Origin of the sequence: Muricauda sp. SCSIO 65647 (genome assembly GCF_021534965.1) — a bacterium.
In the GTDB taxonomy this organism is placed as follows: Bacteria; Bacteroidota; Bacteroidia; order Flavobacteriales; family Flavobacteriaceae; genus Flagellimonas_A.
On sequence record NZ_CP091037.1, the window covers coordinates 1012176 to 1031180 of the forward strand.

The following is a 19005-nucleotide window of genomic DNA, read 5'->3' on the forward strand; positions in this document are numbered from 1 at the left end:
TACCCCATGGGCATACTACGGGGCGGTCTATTTCTTTTCGTTCTTTTTCTGAGTGCTTGCAACGCAAAGCCCAGACCCATTGACTATGGCACAGACGGTTGCCACTTTTGTAGAATGACCATTGTTGACCGACAGCATGCCGCACAAATTGTTACCCAAAAGGGCAGGATCTATAGCTTTGATGCGATAGAGTGTATGGTGAACCATTTGAAAGATATTGATAATGGCACGGTTGCCCTTTTCTTGGTCAATGATTACACCCAGCCCGGTGAGTTGATAGATGCCAAAACAGCCATTTACCTTATCAGTGAGGGCATACCCAGCCCTATGGGTGAATTTCTAACAGCTTTTGAAAATAAAGTCGATGCCCAAAACGCCCAAAATGAACATGGAGGTGAGCTGTATTCTTGGGAGGAATTGTTAAGCCGGTTTAGCCTATGAAGATGTATGAAGCGAAAGAGAGTATAAAGACGCAGCCATATGATGATCTGCAGATAGCAAAACTTCTCAAGAACGACACTTTTGAAGTGCTTTGCATCAGTTTGGAAAAAGATGCGGTTTTTCCTGAGCACACCTCACCGACCGATGCACTATTGGTGGTCATTGAGGGCATGATCGATTTTCATATAAACGAGAAGTGTTTTCGCTTGAACGGGCAAGAGCATTTTTCATTTCCAAAAGATGTTGTCCACTGGGTCAAGGCGAAAGAGAACAGTAAATTTCTGATCATTCGGTGATATGGCAACAAAAATGGTCATCTTCATACATATTCTTGCGGCAATGGTCTGGACAGGGGGCCATCTCGTACTTTCAATAGGTTTTTTGCCCCGTGCGCTCCGTCAAAAGAATTTCGACCTCATCAAGAATTTTGAATCGAAATATGAGCCCATTGGTATGCCCTCGCTGCTGATTCTTCTTGTGACCGGTCTCTTTTTGGCCTTTACCTATGCACCTGATTTTTTTGATTTCAATTGGAAAGACCATTATACAAGGCATATAGCGATCAAACTGGTGCTGTTGTTGGCAACGATTTCCCTGGCCGTGCACGCCCGTTTTTTTCTGTTTCCCAGAAAAGCCCTAAAACCTTTGGCATGGCACATTGTTTTGGTTACCTTAATCTCTGTGCTGTTCGTCTTTGTAGGATTTAGTGCAAGAAGTGGAGGACTATTATGAAAAAGAGTATACCGCAAGTTGTTTTGATATGTGGCTTGTTCATATTGCTGATCTGTCCCAAAAACCTGAACGCCAAACTAATTGTGTGCCCCGATTGTGAGGTCTCTTCGATTAAACAGGCCATTGAAATCGCCGCAGACCATGACACCTTGCTGATCAAAAAGGGAACGTACAAAGAATTCAATATTCTCATTGACAAACCTCTTACCCTTTTGGGTGAAAACTATCCCGTCATCGATGGTGAAGATAAAGGTGAAATCATTCGAATCGAATCAGACAATGTAACCGTAGACGGCCTTTTTATCATCAATGTGGGCACCAGTTACACTGCTGACCATGCGGCCATACGCGTGGTAAAGAGCGAACACTACGTGATTCAGAACGTAGTGCTCGAAAAACTCTTTTTTGGCATCTATCTCGAAAAATCGAGCAATGGCAAGGTGTACCACAATAAAATTATCGGTGATGCGGTAAATGAATATAACTCTGGCAATGGCATACAACTATGGTACTCGCACAATGTGGTGGTCGACCGAAACATTGTACAGGGTACTAGAGACGGCATCTACCTTGAATTTTCAGATAACGCCATCATCAAAGACAACATTAGCTCGAACAATCTTCGATATGGCCTTCACTTCATGTTCTCGAATGACGATGTCTATACCGACAATGTTTTTGAGAACAACGGGGCCGGTGTGGCGGTCATGTTCTCAAAACGGATTACAATGCACAACAATATCTTTCGCAAAAATTGGGGAACGGCCTCATACGGCATGCTGCTGAAAGAAATCAACGATGCCGAGATAACCGGCAACACTTTTGAAGAAAACACCATAGGAATCAATATAGAGGGTTCAAACCGAATTACATACAGAAACAATGAATTCGCCAACAATGGCTGGGCCATAAAAGTAAGGGGAGCCTGCTATGCAAACAGGTTTGAAAACAACAACTTTCTTTACAATTCTTTCGATATTTCTTATAACAGCAAGGTGAACGACAATGTATTCAGCCAAAATTATTGGAGTGGCTATACAGGATACGATTTAAACAATGATGGTGTAGGTGATGTTCCCTATCGCCCCGTAAAACTGTTTTCATATATTGTGAACCGTACTCCCGAGACAATCGTGCTTTTACGCAGTCTGTTTATGGATGTCATCGACTTTTCCGAAAAAGTATCACCGGTTTTCACTCCTGACAACTTGGTTGATGCAGAACCTTTAATGAAACGGGCAGAATGATCCATATAGAGAACCTCCATAAAAAATTCGGAAAGAACCAAGTACTGTCTGGTGTCGACCTCAACATAGAGAATGGTGGTATCTATGCCATATTGGGGCCCAACGGATCGGGCAAGACCACACTCATCAAAAGCATTCTCGGAATGGTAATTCCGAATCAAGGGAATATTTCAGTACTTGACCAAAACGCCGTAAACAGCTGGAGATATAGACAGCAAATCGATTATCTGCCACAGATCGCGAACTTTCCGAGCAACATAAGGGTCAAAGAACTGGTTCGCATGATCAAAGACCTACGTCAAAAAGACAGCAGTGAAAAAAAACTGATAGAGCTGTTCAAATTAGAACCTTTTCTGAACAAAAAACTGGGCACACTCTCGGGGGGTACCAAGCAAAAGGTCAACCTTGTGCTCACCTTTATGTTCGACAGCCCTTTGATGATATTGGACGAGCCCACCACAGGCCTAGATCCAGCGTCACTGATCCAGTTGAAAAAATTGATTCAAGAAGAAAAGGCCAATGGCAAAACTTTATTGATCACCACCCATATCATGCAGTTTGTAGAAGAGGTGGCCGATGAAGTCATCTATTTGCTTGAAGGCCAAATATTCTTTAAGGGTACCATAGATGCCCTGATGAAAAAAACAGGGCAAACCGATGTTGAACATGCCATTGCGGCCATTGCAACCGAGACCAGCGATGTTTAAAATATTAAAATACAGTTTTTATGACCTTATGCGCAGTCGATGGAGCTACGTATACTTTCTCTTTTACCTGGCACTTGGGTTTGTACTTCTATTTTTGAACAATGACCTCTCAAAGGCCGTCATTACCCTAATGAACGTCATTGTTGTGTTGGTGCCCCTAATCGGAACCATCTTCGGGGTCATGTACTATTATAACTCCAAAGAATTTACTGAATTGTTGTTGGCACAGCCCTTAAAACGTTCGACCATCTTTTTGGGGCAGTATTTTGGAGTCGCAGGATCTCTGACCTTAAGTTTGGTACTGGGGCTGGGTATTCCATTTATCCTCTACGGGCTCTTCAGAAGCGATGCCATTTTCAATTTTGTGCTTCTTTTGGTCATTGGTGCCTTCTTAACACTGATCTTCACAGCTTTGGCGTTCAATATCGCACTTTCAAACGAAAACAAGATCAAGGGTTTTGGGTATGCCGTATTGCTCTGGTTGTTCTTGGCCGTAATCTATGATGGGCTGTTTTTACTGTCGCTCATTATTTTTGAGGAATATCCTTTGGATACCTTTTCTTTGGCCGCAACCATGTTCAACCCAATTGACCTATCGCGTACCCTGATCTTGCTCAAATTGGACATTTCCGCACTATTGGGCTATACCGGTGCCGTATTCAAGAAATTCTTTGGCACCAATCTAGGCCTTATCATATCATTGGCGGTCTTATTGCTATGGACAGTGCTCCCCATACAACGATTGACTTTTAAGGCCAAAAGAAAGGATTTCTAACAACCTATATCCAAACCATCCACCCAAACCCTGACATTTGTCATAGTTATAACAGATATATGGTAATAACTTGAAATTGGAAATACAAAATCCAGCGTCATGAAAAAAAGAGTCCCGGTTTCCCAGATAATGACAAAGAACGTGGTAACGATAAGTGTAACCGATGATTTGGTCACCGCTGAAGAACTCTTCAAAAAACATCGTATTCGACATATCCCCGTAAAATCGGGTAACGAAGTACAGGGCATGTTAAGTTATACAGACCTTATGCGTATCAGTTTTGCTGATGCCATTGATGAGCACGAGCAAGAAGTCGATACCATGGTGTACAACATGTTCACGATTGAACAGGTCATGGCAAAAAACGTGATTAGTGTCACATCAAATACCACGGTACAAGACACCGCTAGATTTTTGGCACAAAGAGATTTTCATGCACTGCCCGTTATCGATGACGGAAAACTCGTAGGTATAGTCACCACCACAGATTTGATCAACTATCTGTTGCAGCAATATTAGCTTTTGGCTTTTTTGATGAGTTTCAATGCCCAATCATAGTGACTTGATGTGGCTGAAATTAGGTAAGCCCCTAAAGAAGTACTGCCCGTCCACCCATATTTCTTCTTGGTGAACAATTCTTCATCAGAATGACTTTCGATAATATTGAAAACCTCGCCAAATGAACTTTTCAACAGGGATTTTACCTTTTCCAAATCTGTATTTGAATATCTTTTTTGAATTTCTTTGTTAAGCTCAGGAAGCGTTTTCCATGTATATCCCTTAGCTGGCATTTCAGGTTTAACACCTGTTATGCCTATTCTGTACCACTCTAAGAACATAAGATGCCAATGATGCAGGTGTGCCAATACATCTCTGATGTTACGGTTTAAGGTTCCCTTGGGAAATTCCCTCAGCTGTTCTTCTTTTGGGCAATCTTCAACATAGACCTCAAGCCGTTCAAAGTTGGCATGTGCGAGTCTTAACAATTCATCTTTTGTCTTTGGCCTAGGCATAAGTGGTGTAGTTTTTTGCCACATTTAGTGCACGTAGCGACGCTTTCTTTTTTGATACATGGGCATTCATCTTGCGCAAGATATTTTTCAACATTTTGATGGCATCAAGAATATAGGGCCCTTTATTGAGCATTACACATTCTGCCCTGGCCCCTCGGGCCGCATCGCTGATTTCTGCTCGTGTTGGAATACCCTTTTTGGCAAGTGTTTCCAAGACCTGGGTAGCCCAGATCACGGGTACATGGGCCGCTTCACAAAGCCATAGCAACTCATCTTGTACCTCTGAAATACGCTCAAATCCCAATTCAACGGCTAAATCTCCCCTGGCGATCATCACGCCTATTCTAGGTCGGTGCATCCCCTGAAAAAGAATCTCGGGCAAGTTTTCAAAAGCCTCTCTATTCTCAATCTTAAAGACCACTCCGAGGTCAACAGCCCCGATTTGGTCAAGTCGATCATATAGATATTGCACATCATTACGTGACCGTACAAATGAATACCCTATAATATCAGCATTGGCACAGGCAAATGGCAGCAATTTTTCGTCTACATCGGTAAGTGCCGGTAAATTGAGTTTTGTATCGGGCAAATTGATACCTTTCTCACGGCCCAATTTCTTCTTGTAGCATTCGTCAAGCAGTACTTCGGCCGAATCTTCTGTTTTTGAGATTATATGCCCTTTGATCACCCCATCATCAAAAAAAATACGATCGCCCAACTTGACGTCATCGATAATCTGCGGCTGCAGTACTTCAACAACCAAGTTATCTCCATTCTGCACGTCAACAAAAGGCAAATTATTGGACTTTCTTAAAACAAGGGTTTGGCCCTTCTCAATTTTTGCTTTGCTTTTCGGTTTGCTCTTTTTTGTCAGATCAAAAATTCTACCTACCCTTATTTTTGGTCCACTGAGATCGATATAGATTTTTATTTTTCTTCGGCGTTCTTTATTGATCTGCTGTAGGTTTTGGATCATCTTTGTCCATTCTTCGATAGTACCATGGCTCAAATTGATACGGGCAATGTCCATTCCCTTTTGCACCATGGCCCTAAGCAGTTTTTGGTCTGTAGCCGCCTCTGATGGCAAGGTCACCATAATTTGTGCCCTATGCTTTTTTCTGCCGTGACCGAACAGTTCGTTAGCATGCTTCTTTATCAACTTCTTGCTTTGCTGATAGCCCAAAGGGGTATATTTTTCAATATCATTTACCGCCTTTCCTTGTAGCACCCTCAGGTTTTTGATAACACTTATCAGGTTAGCGTGTACATACCCCTCAACTGTTCGCAATGAAGATATGCCCAATTCTGAAAGCTTGTCATGATACCTTCGAAGATCATGGCTGCGAAGCACAAGATATTTATAGAGGTTTTTGGCGCTCGGAGCATAGTTCTTATGGACATTTGCTGAAATCAGGTCTGCAAAGGGGTCTACTCGAGCCAATTCCTCAAGAATTTCGGTCAATTCTTCTTCTAACTGCCGTATGCCCATTGCAAAGACTTTATCAAATCAAAACTTCAGCAATATCAAATAGTATATCAGCTACCGCCATTAAAACGCACATAGGCCGCCTCTTTCAATGCTTCTTGATGATCAGGATGGGCAATCGAAATCAAGGCTTTTGCACGCTGTTTAAGGTTTTTTCCATAGAGATTCACCACTCCATATTCAGTGGCCACATAATGTACGTGGGCACGTGTGGTGGTGACGCCGGCTCCTTGCTTTAAAAAGGGCACTATTTTCGAAACACCTTTATTGGTCGCCGATGATATGGCAAAAATCGGCTTGCCTCCTTCTGAAAGCGATGCGCCTCGAATAAAATCCATTTGACCACCGACACCAGAGAACTGGTAACTTCCGATGGTATCGGCACATACCTGACCTGTGAGATCAATCTCTATGGCACTGTTGATGGCCGTCACTTTTGGGTTTCTTCGAATTCGGGCAGTATCATTGGTGTAACCAGAATCCCTAAAATCACAGATCGGGTTATCGTCTATAAAATCATATAGTTTTCTAGAGCCCACGGCAAAACAGCTGTTGATTTTACCCCTTTTGACCGCTTTTAGCTTGCCGGTGATCACCCCACTTTCCAATAACGGCAACACGCCATCTGAAAACATCTCAGTGTGAATGCCCAAATCTTTGTGGTTGTTCAGGTTAGACAACACTGCATTCGGTATATTGCCTATGCCCATCTGCAGGGTGGCCCCATCTTCAATAAGCGAGGCTACATTGGCCCCTATCTTATGGTCCAGTTCAGAGATTTCTGTGGGATTGTGTTCATGTATGGGTCGATTCACCTCAACCGCACATTCTATCTCATCGATATGAACAATACCCGTACCGTGGGTTCTAGGCACATAGGGATTGATCTGTGCAATAATCTTTTTGGCGGTTCTTACGGCCGGAAGCGCTATATCTACCGATACCCCCAACGAGCAATATCCATGTACATCGGGCACGGAAACCTGAACTATCGCCACATCTATGGGCAAATATTCAGACCTGAACAATCGGGGAATCTCACTTAAGAATATGGGAATATAATCGGCCTTCATTGTATTGACGCTTTTTCTCACATTGCCCCCCACAAAGCAAGAATTTAAATGAAAGCTGTTGCTATAGGGTTCTTGCGTATATTTCGCATCACCCTCGGTATGTATGGAAATAATCTCTACATTTTCAAGCTCTGCATGCCTTTCACATAGTGCATCAATAAGTTCATTTGGCGTCATGGCCGCCCCTTGAATAAAGACACGGTCACCTGATTTTACGGTTTTTACTGTTTCTTCTGCTGTTGTAATTCGCATTGTACTCTATTTATTTTTCATCATTCCACAAAAATGGAAATCCATCGGTGATATGGACTCTTGCTTTCGCAGGAATGACAGTAGTTGTCAAATTCAAATTTTCAAGGTTGATGGCACTCCATTTCTGCAGATACCATATGCGTGTGTACCGGTTTTGGCGATACGTATGGAATGCCCAAGCCCAGCCCCCTTAGAATGAACAATGTTCCGATAAGTATCACAAAAACTGGAATCAATTTCTGAATCTTGGCCTTCATCGGGGCTTTCAACCATCCCCCGACGTATACCGCTGTGGTCATCAATGGAATGGTTCCTAAACCAAACAGTGCCATATAGCCTACCCCTTGTATAGCATCACCAAGGGCAATGGCCCCTAACAGTGCCATATACACAAGTCCACATGGTAGAAATCCATTCAAAAAGCCGATGGTAAGAAAAGTGTCGGGCGTTCTCTTTTTAAGTGCCTGGCCCAGTTTTGACTTCACACTTCCCAAAAACGTATATATCGGTTTGGCCAGGCTATACTTTTTGAAATACCTGCCGGGCACCAAAACCAAAAGTATCATGATGGCGCCAATTAAAATTGAAAGCTTTTGCTGTACCCCAAAAAGATAGAGCCCCTTGCCCACAAGACCAAACGCAAACCCCATTAGGGCATAGGCCAATATCCTCCCAAAATGATACATGGAAAGTTGCACTGCTTTTTTGACCTCGTTTCCCCTATCCAAAGGCAGCATAAAGGCGATAGGGCCGCACATACCCAAGCAGTGCAGGCTCCCTAAAAGTCCTAATATGGCCGCTGATAGCATCATACTCAGTAATTCAGCTTTTCTTTGTGCAAAAAGGATTTATTTTTGTGTTTCCATTGTACGGCAATGTCCCACCGACCGTCTAGCAGGCGATTGTCAGGTATGAGCAAATGTGTATTGGACAAACTTATAGGAAAGTTAAAATCCAAATGCCTGTTCGACGGTCTATAGAGGGACACTTTACCAGTAATATCTTTAGGGTCAAATTGCTCAGGGAACCTTACCAAAAATCCATCGGTGGTTTTTTCGATTTCAAGCACCGCATCCATCCTTACCGCTTCATTCTCTTGATCGATTTCTTCTTGATAGGCAAGTTCTTTTTTGTAATACTCATCGGTAACCAAATCATGATTGGCCCGATCATCGATGCTCATGCGTATTACGAAATACATGATAAAGGCAATAAAACCTATAAATGCCAGAACGATTGCCGTTCCCCAATTAATTCTCATATTTTTTATCATTGTTGACGAAGTAAGCCAATCTCTCCGATACGATAGATCAACGCGTACCTCGCAATTAATTATAACTTCTTGGCGCCAAAAATTGTGTCACCGTGGTTTCTATCAGTTCATTACCGCTGTATATGCCTATCTTCAATTTATCTTTGTCACCGTTCAGTGCCGAATTGTTGATTTCAATAAACAAAGTACCCTCTGCCAATGCCTCTGCAGGTACTAGAAAACTGTCTTGCGAAACCATGTTTATCGTACCATTGTGCGATAACAGTTTAAAATTGACATCGTCGATGTCTTTGGTCGTTTTGTTGACCAATTTGTAGGTATACACATTGCTGATGATATTGTTTTCTTTTCGCTCATACAATTGCCCCGGTAACCTGAGAATATTGGCTTCAATTTCATTTCTGAGGAAAAGCATGCCCACCAACACTCCTATCAAAATGGTCAATACCCCTGTATAACCTTTCATACGGGCCGTGAAGCGAAACTTTTTCTTATCGGTTATCTCTTGTTCGCTGGCATATCGAATCAACCCTTTGGGCCTGTCGATACTCTCCATGATATGGTCGCACTCGTCAATACAGGCCGTACAGTTCACACATTCTAGTTGGGTACCATTGCGAATATCGATACCTGTCGGGCATACATTGACACATTGAAAACAATCGATACAATCGCCATGGCCCAACGCATCACGGTCTTCATTCTTTCGGTATTTTTTTCTACCGTTTTCACTCTCACCCCGCTTGTGGTCATAAGCCACAACTATTGATTTATCATCAAGCAGAACGCCCTGCAAGCGACCGTATGGGCAGGCGATGATACAGACCTGTTCCCTGAACCACGCAAAGACAAAATAGAATACCGCCGTAAATATCAACAACGATACCATGGTGCTCAAATGGGCCATCGGACCATCGGTGATGTACCTGATCAGGGTATCACTGCTGATAAGATAGGCCAAGAAAACATTGGCGATCAAAAAGGAAATGATGAAAAAGATAACCCACTTCAACACCCTTTTCCTAATTTTTTTTGCAGTCCAAGGCGCTTTATCAAGGCGCATCTGTGCCCCACGGTCACCATCGATCCAATACTCGATACGGCGAAAAACCATTTCCATAAAAATGGTCTGGGGGCATATCCATCCACAGAAAATCCTTCCGAACGCCACGGTAAAAAGAGCGATGAATATGACCCCGATGATCATCGAAATGACGAACAGGTGAAAGTCTTGTGGCCAAAACGGAAATCCGAAGATATTGAAACGACGTTCCAGCACGTTGAACATCAAAAACTGATGACCGTTTATTTTTACAAATGGAGCGGCAAAGAGGAACCCCAATAGAAAATAGCTCACTAGCTTTCGATAGTCATAATATCGGCCGCTTGGTTTTTTAGGAAAAATCCATGCCCGTTTACCTTCAGCGGTCACTGTCGCTATTGAATCCCTAAAATTCTCTTCCATTTGCAATTTACGCGGTCGCCTTTGTCGGCCGCCCTTTTAAAGTCTTTCCTCGATCGAGGAAAGACATTTCTAATTCATTACGACATCAGTAGAATCTGAAACCTGTTCAATCGGGGTTTCTTCTTCGGTATTTTCAGGCTCTTGTGGTGCATCGGGATCTATCCATATTTCACCTTCAGGTGCCTTCGGATTAGCGGGAGTGGTACCCTGAAATTGCAATAAATAACTAGCTACCTGGGCCATTTCGGCGGGTTTCAAAACGTTTTTCCAAGCTACCATTCCCTTGCCATCACGACCTCCTTCTGAAATGGTATTGAAGACATTCTTGATACCACCGCCCAAGATCCAATATTCATCGGTCAGGTTGGGCCCGATACCTCCACCGCCATCAGCCATATGGCAGACGACGCAGTTCGCTGTAAATATTTTTTCACCCGCACTCAAATCAGAAGCATCGGTCAGCAATTCAACCGTGTTCACATCAACCAGGTCTTTTGCCGTTTTCTTGTATTCTTCAATGGCTATTCTGGCCGCTGCAACTTCTTGGTCATATTCTTCTGCTTGGGTATAATCGCCGACTATATGAAAACGCACCAAATACACCGCACCAAAAATAATGGTGATATAGAAGAGATAGACCCACCACGGCGGCAAGACATTGTCGAGCTCTCGAATACCGTCATAATTATGGTCTAAAATGATTTCGCCCTCTCTTTCGATAGACTTGCTTCTAGTCAACCGCTTTTTGAGGTTTTCAACCCACTTGTACTCTGGTTTCTTGTTCTTGGCCGCTAAATATCGTTCTTGCGCCTCAGGTGAAAGCGATCTGAACATAATGTTCTCTATCGAACGCAAGATCAACTCGATGGCCACCAAAATCAGTAGCACCATCAACAAGAAAAACTGTGTTATCGGATATTCGATAAAGGCCGGCTTATCACCTGAATCGATGAAATATTCCATCAGTCCGAAGATGATGAAGAACAGTACCGGAACCCTTATCCACCATGGAATTCTAGAAATCATAATCTTGTTTTTTATTGGTTATCATTATCAAGGGGCAATTCACCCATTTCTTTTATATGTGCCTTCGAGGCAGTGAACACCCACCAGAACAACAGTGCAAAGAACACGAAGAAGATCAGCAGTGATATCATCGGATAGGTCGCTATGCCTTCGATGCTTTCCATATGGTTTTTTACAAATTTCAACATGTCCTATTTATTTTGAGATAGTAATTCTTCTGTATCCTTCACCTTGATATCGGTGCCCAAACGCTGTAGATAGGCAATCAACGCCACAATCTCGCGATCGCGCATATCAATGAAATCCTGGCCATTCTCCTGTGCATACTTTTTGTCTGCCTCATAGGTTCTCACGAACTCAGGATCTGAATACAGGTTCTTTTCAATCTGCTCTGCCTGTTCGGCCATCGATTGTTGTGCGTTGGCAATGTCTTCATCGGTGTACGGCACGCCCAATTTGACCATGGTGCGCATCTTAGCTTCGACCGAGCTCCTATCATGTTTGTTTCTTACCAACCATTGATACGCCGGCATTATTGAACCTGCAGAGGTACTTTGCGGATCCAACATATGGTTCAGGTGCCAGTTGTCAGAGTATTTTCCACCAACACGGAGCAGATCGGGACCCGTACGTTTACTACCCCATAGAAATGGATGGTCATAGACAAACTCACCGGCTTTGGCATATTCGCCATAGCGTTCGACCTCACTTCTAAAGGGTCGTATCATCTGTGAGTGGCAACCCACACAGCCCTCGCGTATGTAGAGATCGCGCCCTTCAAGTTCAAGGGGCGTATAGGGTTTCACACTGGTGATGGTCGGAATGTTCGATTTCACCAAAATGGTGGGCACGATTTGAACGATACCCCCGATCAAAATGGCTATGGTCGCCCAAATGGTCATTTGAATCGGTCTTCTTTCCAACCAATTGTGCAAGGTTTCGCCAGCGGTTCTTTTCTTGGTCACACGGGTCAAAGCAGGTGCCTCGGCCAATTCATCTTCTACGGCGCTTCCCTTTCTAATGGTCAGCACGATGTTGTACACCAAAATCAGCATACCCACGATGTAAAGCGTACCGCCTATGGCCCTCATCCAGTACATGGGGATGATCTGCTCTACAGTCTCCAAAAAGTTACCATACACCAAGCTGCCATCAGGATTGAAATCTTTCCACATCAAAGCCTGTGTAAAACCGGCCACGTACATCGGCAAGGCATAGAGCACAATACCCAAGGTACCGATCCAAAAGTGGAAATTGGCCAAGCCCCTCGAATGCAAGGTAGTCTTGAACATTCTGGGCACGAGCCAATAGATCATACCAAATGTCAAGAAACCGTTCCATGCCAAGGCCCCTACGTGTACGTGGGCAATGATCCAGTCACTGAAGTGTGCAATGGCGTTCACATTTTTGAGCGATAGCATGGGCCCTTCAAAAGTGGCCATACCATAACCGGTAATGGCGACTACCATGAACTTCAACACAGGGTCGGTTCGCACTTTGTCCCACACGCCCCGCAATGTCAACAGTCCGTTGATCATACCACCCCAAGAGGGCGCTATCAACATTACCGAGAAGACCACACCTAAATTCTGAGCCCAATCGGGCAAAGAAGAATACAGCAGGTGGTGTGGTCCTGCCCAGATATAGATAAAGATCAACGACCAGAAGTGCACAATTGAAAGCCTATAGGAATATACGGGCCTATTGGCGGCCTTGGGCACGAAGTAGTACATCAGCCCCAAAAAGGGAGTGGTCAAAAAGAATGCCACTGCATTGTGGCCGTACCACCACTGCACCAGGGCATCTTGTACCCCGGCATATACCGAATAGCTTTTTAATGCAGAAACGGGCAGTTCAAGACTATTGAAAATATGCAATACCGCGACCGTGACAAAAGTGGCGAGATAGAACCATATGGCCACATACAGGTGGCGCTGCCTTCTTTTTAAGATAGTGCCGATCATGTTCCAGCCAAATACCACCCATATCAACGCAATGGCAATATCAATGGGCCATTCCAGCTCAGCATATTCTTTTGAGGTGGTGATGCCCAACGGCAATGTGATGGCCGCGGATACGATTATCAGCTGCCAACCCCAGAAATTGATATTGCTGAGTGCATCGCTGAACATTCTTGCCTTCAATAACCGTTGCAATGAGTAATAGACACCGGCAAAGATGGCATTCCCCACAAAGGCAAAGATCACGGCATTGGTATGCAACGGCCTTATTCTACCGAAACTCAACCATGAGATACCATCGGTAATGTTGGGAAACAAAAACATAAAGGCCAATAGTAGGCCCACCAGCATACCGACAACACCCCAGAGTATTGTGGCATAAAGAAACTTTTGTACGATCTTGTTATCGTAATGAAACTGCTGTACTTCCATAATTATTGGTTTTCACTTTTATTTAGTTCGTCTTTTTCGGTTTTGTCTTTGACCAGTTCGTCATCAAACAGCATACGAACCGATGGGGTATAGGCATCGTCATATTGGCCGCTCTTCACAGATAGCACAAAAGCTGCAAAAAAGAAGACCGCGACAGTAATACTGATGGCCAACAACACATAAATGACGCTCATACCTACCTGAATTTGCGCGTAAAACTACTTTTACCCAATGGTCTAAAAAATGACATATATCATCTTTAGTCTTCAATCTTTTCCATGGGGGAAATTTGTTTATGCTTTCTCACCAATGTGATCAATGCACATAATATGATTACGTTCTTGCCGATATATTGCCCAAGCAAGGTGGGTACCAAGGGTGCCTCTTTGAACGATTCCATCGGAAAAAACAGCATCGGTGTGAAAGTCAGCACCATATGCCCCATGGCCACAAAAATGACCTGTTTCCTAAAGATATTTAGCACGAGCAACAACCCGATCATCACCTCTAGGGCAGCCAACAAAACGATCGACGTTTCATCGGGAAGCCACCCCAAAGTCAACCCTTGAATGGTATTTTTTGCCAATTCTTCGGCAGGGCTCATTCCCGGAAAAAACTTCAGCGTACCAAACCATAGATACACAAAGCCTATGCTCAGGGCCAGAATATGATTGCCCATCAATTTCTCTACAACACTTTTAATCCTTTCTTTCATGGTGTTTCCCTATTATGAAATTTCTTCCCCAAAATGTTTGTGGCCACTGTGGTAAAGGCCACAATACTGATAGAACTCAATGGCATCAAAATGGCCGCGATTACGGGTTGTAACTGACCGGTGACGGCAAAATAAAGCCCGATCACATTATAGCATAGCGATAGCACAAAGCTCATTTTTATAATGCCCATCGATTGTCGTGACATTCTTATGAAATCATCCAATCTTGCCAATTGGTCCGCATTCAAAATTCCGTCACAGGCAGGTGAAAATACATTGATGTTTTCTGAGACCGCTATGCCCACATCACTTTGGGCCAAGGCCCCGGCATCATTGAGCCCATCACCTACCATCAATACCTTTTGTTTTTGTTGCAAAGCCTTGACAAACTCTAATTTGTCTTCAGGCTTCTGATTGAAAAACATCGGCGTGTTCTCTGGTAGTACAGCGGTCAAATACTCTTTTTCTCCCTCATTGTCTCCCGATAGTATGGCCACGGCCATTCTCTTTTTCAATCTTGAGAACAATGAAAAAATTCCTGCCCGATAGTTGTTCTTGAAAACAAACTTGCCCTTATACCCATCATTGGCCCCAACGAATACTTGGGTGCCAGCGGTCTTGTCTTCTTCATTGGCACCCACATGGGCTGACGACCCCACTTTTATCGATTGGTCACCTGACCTACCGATAAGGCCTTTACCGGTCAGTTCTTCAAACTCATCCAATGTCATGATTTCGTTGACCTTCAATAGATCGTACAATGACCTGCTCAACGGATGGTTAGAGGCACGCAGCGTGTTCTTCAACAATGACATTTCTTCAGGTGTGAGCGCTATCCCCTCATAAAAAATAGCATCTGATTTCGATGTGGTCAAGGTACCGGTCTTATCAAAAATGGCCGTGCCCACTTTGGCCAGTCGCTCCAAAACATTGGTGTCTTTCAGATAGAACCGATGCTTGCCAAAAATGCGCAACATATTGCCCAAGGTAAAAGGGGCCGCCAGAGCAATGGCACAAGGGCAGGCGATGATGAGCACTGCGGTGAATACGTTCATCACCTTGCTCGGGTCAACGTACAGCCAATAGGCCGATGCCGTTACCGCAATGGTCAATACCGCCAATGTGAACCGTTTGCCAATGCTATCGGTCAGGGTCTGAAATTCGGTGGCCTTGTTCTTTTCAAATACTGAATTGCTCCATAACTGGGTGAGATAACTTTGTGATACCGATTTCAGGGCCTCTACCTCAAGCACGCCCGAAAGTTGCTTGCCACCGGCAAACAGCTTATCGCCCGAGGTCTTCTCAACAGCCTGTGACTCACCGGTCACAAAACTGTAATCGATTTGGGCATCTCCTTTTAGCAGAATACAATCGACAGGTATGATCTCTTGGCTCCGTATCAAAAGTCGATCACCTTGCCTCACTTTATATACCTCGATATTTTCTTCCTGCCCCTTACCCGACAGTTTCGTTACCGCGATGGGAAAATATGATTTATAATCCCTTTCGAAAGAAAGAAAAGCATAGGTCTTTTGTTGAAAGAACTTGCCCAATAACAAAAAGAACACCAAACCGGTAAGGCTATCAAAAAATCCCGATCCCAAATCGAAGGCGATATCGACTGTGCTCCGTAGAAAGAGCACCAAAATACCAAGGGCAATGGGTACATCGATGTTTAAAAGTCTAGACCGCAATCCTTTGTAGGCAGACGTAAAATAATCTTGGGCAGCATAGAACACTACGGGTAGCGAAAAGGCGAACATCAGCCATCTGAATACATACTTGTATTGATCTAACCAAAACTCTTCTACCTCAAAATATTCAGGAAACGACAGCAACATTACATTGCCAAAGGCAAAACCGGCCACCCCAAGTTTGTATATCAGGGCACGATTGACCTTTTTGGCCTTTTTCTCATAGTCATCGAGCGAAATATAGGGCTCATACCCTATTCGTGACAGCATAGAGACCAGCTCTTTCAATGAAAAATCTTGTATCAGATAGGTGATGCGAACGGTTTTTTTCGGAAAATCTACTTGTGAGGTACGTACTGCGGGAAGCAGTCGGTTCAAATTTTCCAACACCCAGATACAAGAACTGCAATGTATGTGGGGAATACTCAGATTGACCACCTGTATGCCATCGGCATCAAATTCGACCAATTTTTTAACGATCTCAACATTATCCAAAAAATCGTATTTCCCATTGACCTCATTTGGGGTGGCCCCGGCACTGGCCTGCAAATCATAATAATAAGAGAGGTCATTTGAGGAGAATATCTCATAGACCGTCTTGCAGCCGTGACAGCAAAAATTACGCTCATCGAAGTGAACCGCTTCTTTTCCGCAGTCATCACCGCAATGGTAACATTTGTCAGGTTCCATTCACATTTGCATTATACCTCAGGCAAATATGAAATACATTGTCTCCATAAAACATGATATTTGTCAGTTCTGGTTTTTTTTGCACTCAGTATTTTTGTGACATCAGGTAAATCAACCCAATATGGAGGAGAGCAGATGCGAAAACTGTATCGTAAGGCAATTCAATGCCTTACGTGCCATGAACAAAGAAGAGCTCAAAAAGGTCTCTGATTCAAAAACCACAAAAAAAATAAAAAAAGGCGAGTCGCTCTTCGAGGAGGGCGAAAAACTAAATGGTGTTTTCTGTGTTCGCAATGGGGTCTCAAAACTCTCAAAACTCAGCGCCAACGGTAAAGACCAGATAGTCAAATTGGCCGCCAGGGGCGAAGTAATGGGCCAGCGCTCGGTCATTGCAGAAGAGCACTCAAACCTTTCGGCAGTGGCCGTCAACGATATGGAGGTCTGTTTTATTCCGAAAGAAAGCATTATCAATACGCTTCAGACCAATCCGAATTTCACGTTGGAAGTACTTCGGCACATGGCCCATGACCTCAAGGAAGCCGATGATGTCATTGTGAACATGTCCCAAAAAACGGTAAAACAGCGTATTGCCGAAGCCTTTCTGTACCTAAAAAATAATTTCGGGGAAGACGAAGAAGGGTTCTTGGCCTTAACACTATCACGTGAAGATATAGCCAATGTGGTGGGTACCGCCACCGAATCGGCCATTCGTATCATTTCAGAGTTCAAGAAAAAAGGGCTCATCCACAGCTCGGGCAAGAAGTTGGGCATTAAAGACGAGCGAAAGCTACAAGACATGGTCGAGGGCTTCTGACCACACTTTAAAAGCTGATAATTATCATAGTATAACGGTCAAGGCCAATCTAATTTTATACTATCGTAAAAAAGATTGTCATGAAACGGATACTGATACCTACCGACTTTTCGCAAAATGCATGGAACGCGATTCAGTATGCGCTGAATTTGTTCAAACGCCAAGAGTGTACCTTCTACCTTTTGAACACCTACACCCCTGCCATACCCAGCAGTCGTTTCATGGCCCCCATGGTCGATGGCGTTCGCATTGAAGACGCCGTGCGAAGCAACTCAGAAAACGGGCTGAAACGAACGATTGAACAGATCAAGACAATGTTCAACAATGAAAAGCATAGCTTCGAGACCATTTCATCTTTCAATCTTTTGGTCGATGAGGTGAACGATGTCGTCGATACGTACAGTATTGATTTGATCGTAACGGGTACCAAGGGTGCTTCGGGCATGGAAGAAGTCTTTATGGGCAGTAATACGGTTCGTATCATCAAGAACACCAAAAAATGCCCTGTATTGGCGATTCCGAAATGCTTTGCGTTTTCTGCCCCTTCAGAAATGGCCTTTGCCACTGATTTCAACCGCTTTTATACGGCCTCTGAACTGGCGCCTCTTATAGAATTGGCCCATGCCTTTAAGGCCACGGTAAGAATTGTGCACGTTCAATATGAGATCAAGGCGCTGACCGAGTTGCAGCAATTCAACCTGAACATGCTACGCAAATATTTAGACTCTGTCGAGCATTACGTACATACGGTCTCTGAACTCAATTCCGTTTCACATACCCTTGAGATTTTTTCACAGGAATTGGACATTCACTTATTGGCGATGTTGAACTACCAACACAGTTATATGGAGCGTATGACCCGTGAGCCTATCGTGAAACGCACTGCCTTTCATACCCAGATACCCTTGTTGGTGATTCCTGAACTTGGTATGGAAAGTTTGTCGAAGCGTTCAGAACAAAACCAAGAAAACCTGGTCTCAAATTAATCTTGCCTGCCGATCGGATGGTCTTCGTAGAAGTCTTCAAAAGTCTTTGAGGTCTGATAATTGTCGGTCAATACCCGGTACACCATATAGACGACCATGGCCTGGCCAAAAATGGTGACGTAGAAGACCCAATTGAACGGAAAGTTCATGCTGGCCATTATGGTCACCGTCACCAAGACCAAGGTAGTAAAGGCCACTATACCCATTGCGGAAATTTTCATAG

At 43.8% G+C, this 19005-nt stretch carries 22 protein-coding genes; 9 read left to right on the forward strand and 13 right to left on the reverse strand.

Features of this window, described 5'->3' with window-relative positions; genetic code table 11:
* Positions 1 to 6: 6 nt before the first annotated feature.
* The 7 genes from L0P89_RS04510 to L0P89_RS04540 all read left to right on the forward strand — a co-directional run bounded on the left by L0P89_RS04510 (position 7) and on the right by L0P89_RS04540 (position 4421).
* Entirely contained in the window at positions 7 to 441 is a 435-nt protein-coding gene (locus L0P89_RS04510) for a nitrous oxide reductase accessory protein NosL (RefSeq protein ID WP_235267208.1), read from the forward strand.
* Positions 438 to 737 carry a hypothetical protein gene (locus L0P89_RS04515; RefSeq protein ID WP_235267209.1) on the forward strand — a complete coding sequence of 100 codons (300 nt, stop codon included), beginning with the start codon at positions 438 to 440 and terminating at the stop codon, positions 735 to 737. The genes L0P89_RS04510 and L0P89_RS04515 overlap by 4 nt, the downstream gene beginning before the upstream one ends.
* A gap of 1 nt (position 738) precedes the next feature.
* Positions 739 to 1173 carry a CopD family protein gene (locus L0P89_RS04520; RefSeq protein ID WP_235267210.1) on the forward strand — a complete coding sequence of 145 codons (435 nt, stop codon included), beginning with the start codon at positions 739 to 741 and terminating at the stop codon, positions 1171 to 1173.
* Complete coding sequence (locus L0P89_RS04525; protein WP_235267211.1) at positions 1170 to 2420, forward strand: nitrous oxide reductase family maturation protein NosD; 1251 nt, start codon at positions 1170 to 1172, stop codon at positions 2418 to 2420. Before L0P89_RS04520 ends, L0P89_RS04525 begins: the two co-directional genes overlap by 4 nt.
* Complete coding sequence (locus L0P89_RS04530; RefSeq protein WP_235267212.1) at positions 2417 to 3127, forward strand: ABC transporter ATP-binding protein; 711 nt, start codon at positions 2417 to 2419, stop codon at positions 3125 to 3127. The genes L0P89_RS04525 and L0P89_RS04530 overlap by 4 nt, the downstream gene beginning before the upstream one ends.
* Positions 3120 to 3902 carry an ABC transporter permease gene (locus L0P89_RS04535; RefSeq protein WP_235267213.1) on the forward strand — a complete coding sequence of 261 codons (783 nt, stop codon included), beginning with the start codon at positions 3120 to 3122 and terminating at the stop codon, positions 3900 to 3902. The genes L0P89_RS04530 and L0P89_RS04535 overlap by 8 nt, the downstream gene beginning before the upstream one ends.
* Before the next feature lie 99 nt (positions 3903 to 4001).
* Positions 4002 to 4421 carry a CBS domain-containing protein gene (locus L0P89_RS04540; protein ID WP_235267214.1) on the forward strand — a complete coding sequence of 140 codons (420 nt, stop codon included), beginning with the start codon at positions 4002 to 4004 and terminating at the stop codon, positions 4419 to 4421.
* Here L0P89_RS04540 and L0P89_RS04545 read toward each other — a convergent pair.
* The 12 genes from L0P89_RS04545 to L0P89_RS04600 form a co-directional block, all read right to left on the reverse strand.
* Positions 4418 to 4915, reverse strand: a complete 498-nt coding sequence (locus L0P89_RS04545) for a ClbS/DfsB family four-helix bundle protein (protein WP_235267215.1) — start codon at positions 4913 to 4915, stop codon at positions 4418 to 4420. The genes L0P89_RS04540 and L0P89_RS04545 overlap by 4 nt on opposite strands.
* On the reverse strand, positions 4908 to 6404 hold the full coding sequence (locus tag L0P89_RS04550) for a pyruvate kinase (protein WP_235267216.1): 1497 nt from the start codon (positions 6402 to 6404) through the stop codon (positions 4908 to 4910). The genes L0P89_RS04545 and L0P89_RS04550 overlap by 8 nt, the downstream gene beginning before the upstream one ends.
* Before the next feature lie 47 nt (positions 6405 to 6451).
* A complete protein-coding gene (locus tag L0P89_RS04555; protein ID WP_235267217.1) occupies positions 6452 to 7726 on the reverse strand; it encodes an acetyl-CoA hydrolase/transferase family protein in 1275 nt (424 codons plus the stop codon).
* Between the two features lie 101 nt (positions 7727 to 7827).
* Positions 7828 to 8538, reverse strand: coding sequence for a sulfite exporter TauE/SafE family protein (locus L0P89_RS04560; protein WP_235267218.1), 711 nt, complete (start codon positions 8536 to 8538; stop codon positions 7828 to 7830).
* 2 nt (positions 8539 to 8540) lie between these two features.
* Entirely contained in the window at positions 8541 to 8987 is a 447-nt protein-coding gene (locus tag L0P89_RS04565; RefSeq protein WP_235267219.1) for a FixH family protein, read from the reverse strand.
* Positions 8988 to 9054: 67 nt separating this feature from the next.
* Positions 9055 to 10464 carry a cytochrome c oxidase accessory protein CcoG gene (ccoG, locus tag L0P89_RS04570; RefSeq protein WP_235267220.1) on the reverse strand — a complete coding sequence of 470 codons (1410 nt, stop codon included), beginning with the start codon at positions 10462 to 10464 and terminating at the stop codon, positions 9055 to 9057.
* Positions 10465 to 10533: 69 nt separating this feature from the next.
* A complete protein-coding gene (locus L0P89_RS04575) occupies positions 10534 to 11490 on the reverse strand; it encodes a cbb3-type cytochrome c oxidase N-terminal domain-containing protein (protein WP_235267221.1) in 957 nt (318 codons plus the stop codon).
* Positions 11491 to 11501: 11 nt separating this feature from the next.
* Positions 11502 to 11678, reverse strand: coding sequence for a CcoQ/FixQ family Cbb3-type cytochrome c oxidase assembly chaperone (locus tag L0P89_RS04580; RefSeq protein WP_235267222.1), 177 nt, complete (start codon positions 11676 to 11678; stop codon positions 11502 to 11504).
* Positions 11679 to 11681: 3 nt separating this feature from the next.
* Positions 11682 to 13883, reverse strand: coding sequence for a cytochrome-c oxidase, cbb3-type subunit I (ccoN, locus tag L0P89_RS04585; protein WP_235267223.1), 2202 nt, complete (start codon positions 13881 to 13883; stop codon positions 11682 to 11684).
* 2 nt (positions 13884 to 13885) lie between these two features.
* Entirely contained in the window at positions 13886 to 14077 is a 192-nt protein-coding gene (gene ccoS, locus L0P89_RS04590; protein ID WP_235267224.1) for a cbb3-type cytochrome oxidase assembly protein CcoS, read from the reverse strand.
* 65 nt (positions 14078 to 14142) lie between these two features.
* A complete protein-coding gene (locus tag L0P89_RS04595; RefSeq protein ID WP_235267225.1) occupies positions 14143 to 14598 on the reverse strand; it encodes a doxx family protein in 456 nt (151 codons plus the stop codon).
* The gene (locus L0P89_RS04600) at positions 14595 to 16982 is read right to left on the reverse strand and encodes a heavy metal translocating P-type ATPase metal-binding domain-containing protein (RefSeq protein WP_235267226.1); all 2388 of its coding nucleotides are present in this window, start codon (positions 16980 to 16982) and stop codon (positions 14595 to 14597) included. Before L0P89_RS04600 ends, L0P89_RS04595 begins: the two co-directional genes overlap by 4 nt.
* Before the next feature lie 121 nt (positions 16983 to 17103).
* Between L0P89_RS04600 and L0P89_RS04605 the strand changes: the two genes are divergently transcribed.
* Together L0P89_RS04605 and L0P89_RS04610 are read left to right on the forward strand one after the other, a co-directional pair.
* Positions 17104 to 17796, forward strand: a complete 693-nt coding sequence (locus L0P89_RS04605) for a Crp/Fnr family transcriptional regulator (RefSeq protein WP_235267227.1) — start codon at positions 17104 to 17106, stop codon at positions 17794 to 17796.
* Positions 17797 to 17876: 80 nt separating this feature from the next.
* Positions 17877 to 18782, forward strand: coding sequence for a universal stress protein (locus L0P89_RS04610; protein ID WP_235267228.1), 906 nt, complete (start codon positions 17877 to 17879; stop codon positions 18780 to 18782).
* Here the strand turns inward: L0P89_RS04610 and L0P89_RS04615 are convergent.
* Positions 18779 to 19003: a hypothetical protein gene (locus L0P89_RS04615; protein WP_235267229.1), complete on the reverse strand. Its 225-nt coding sequence runs from the start codon at positions 19001 to 19003 to the stop codon at positions 18779 to 18781. The two genes, L0P89_RS04610 and L0P89_RS04615, sit on opposite strands and share 4 nt — an antisense overlap.
* Positions 19004 to 19005: the final 2 nt, after the last annotated feature.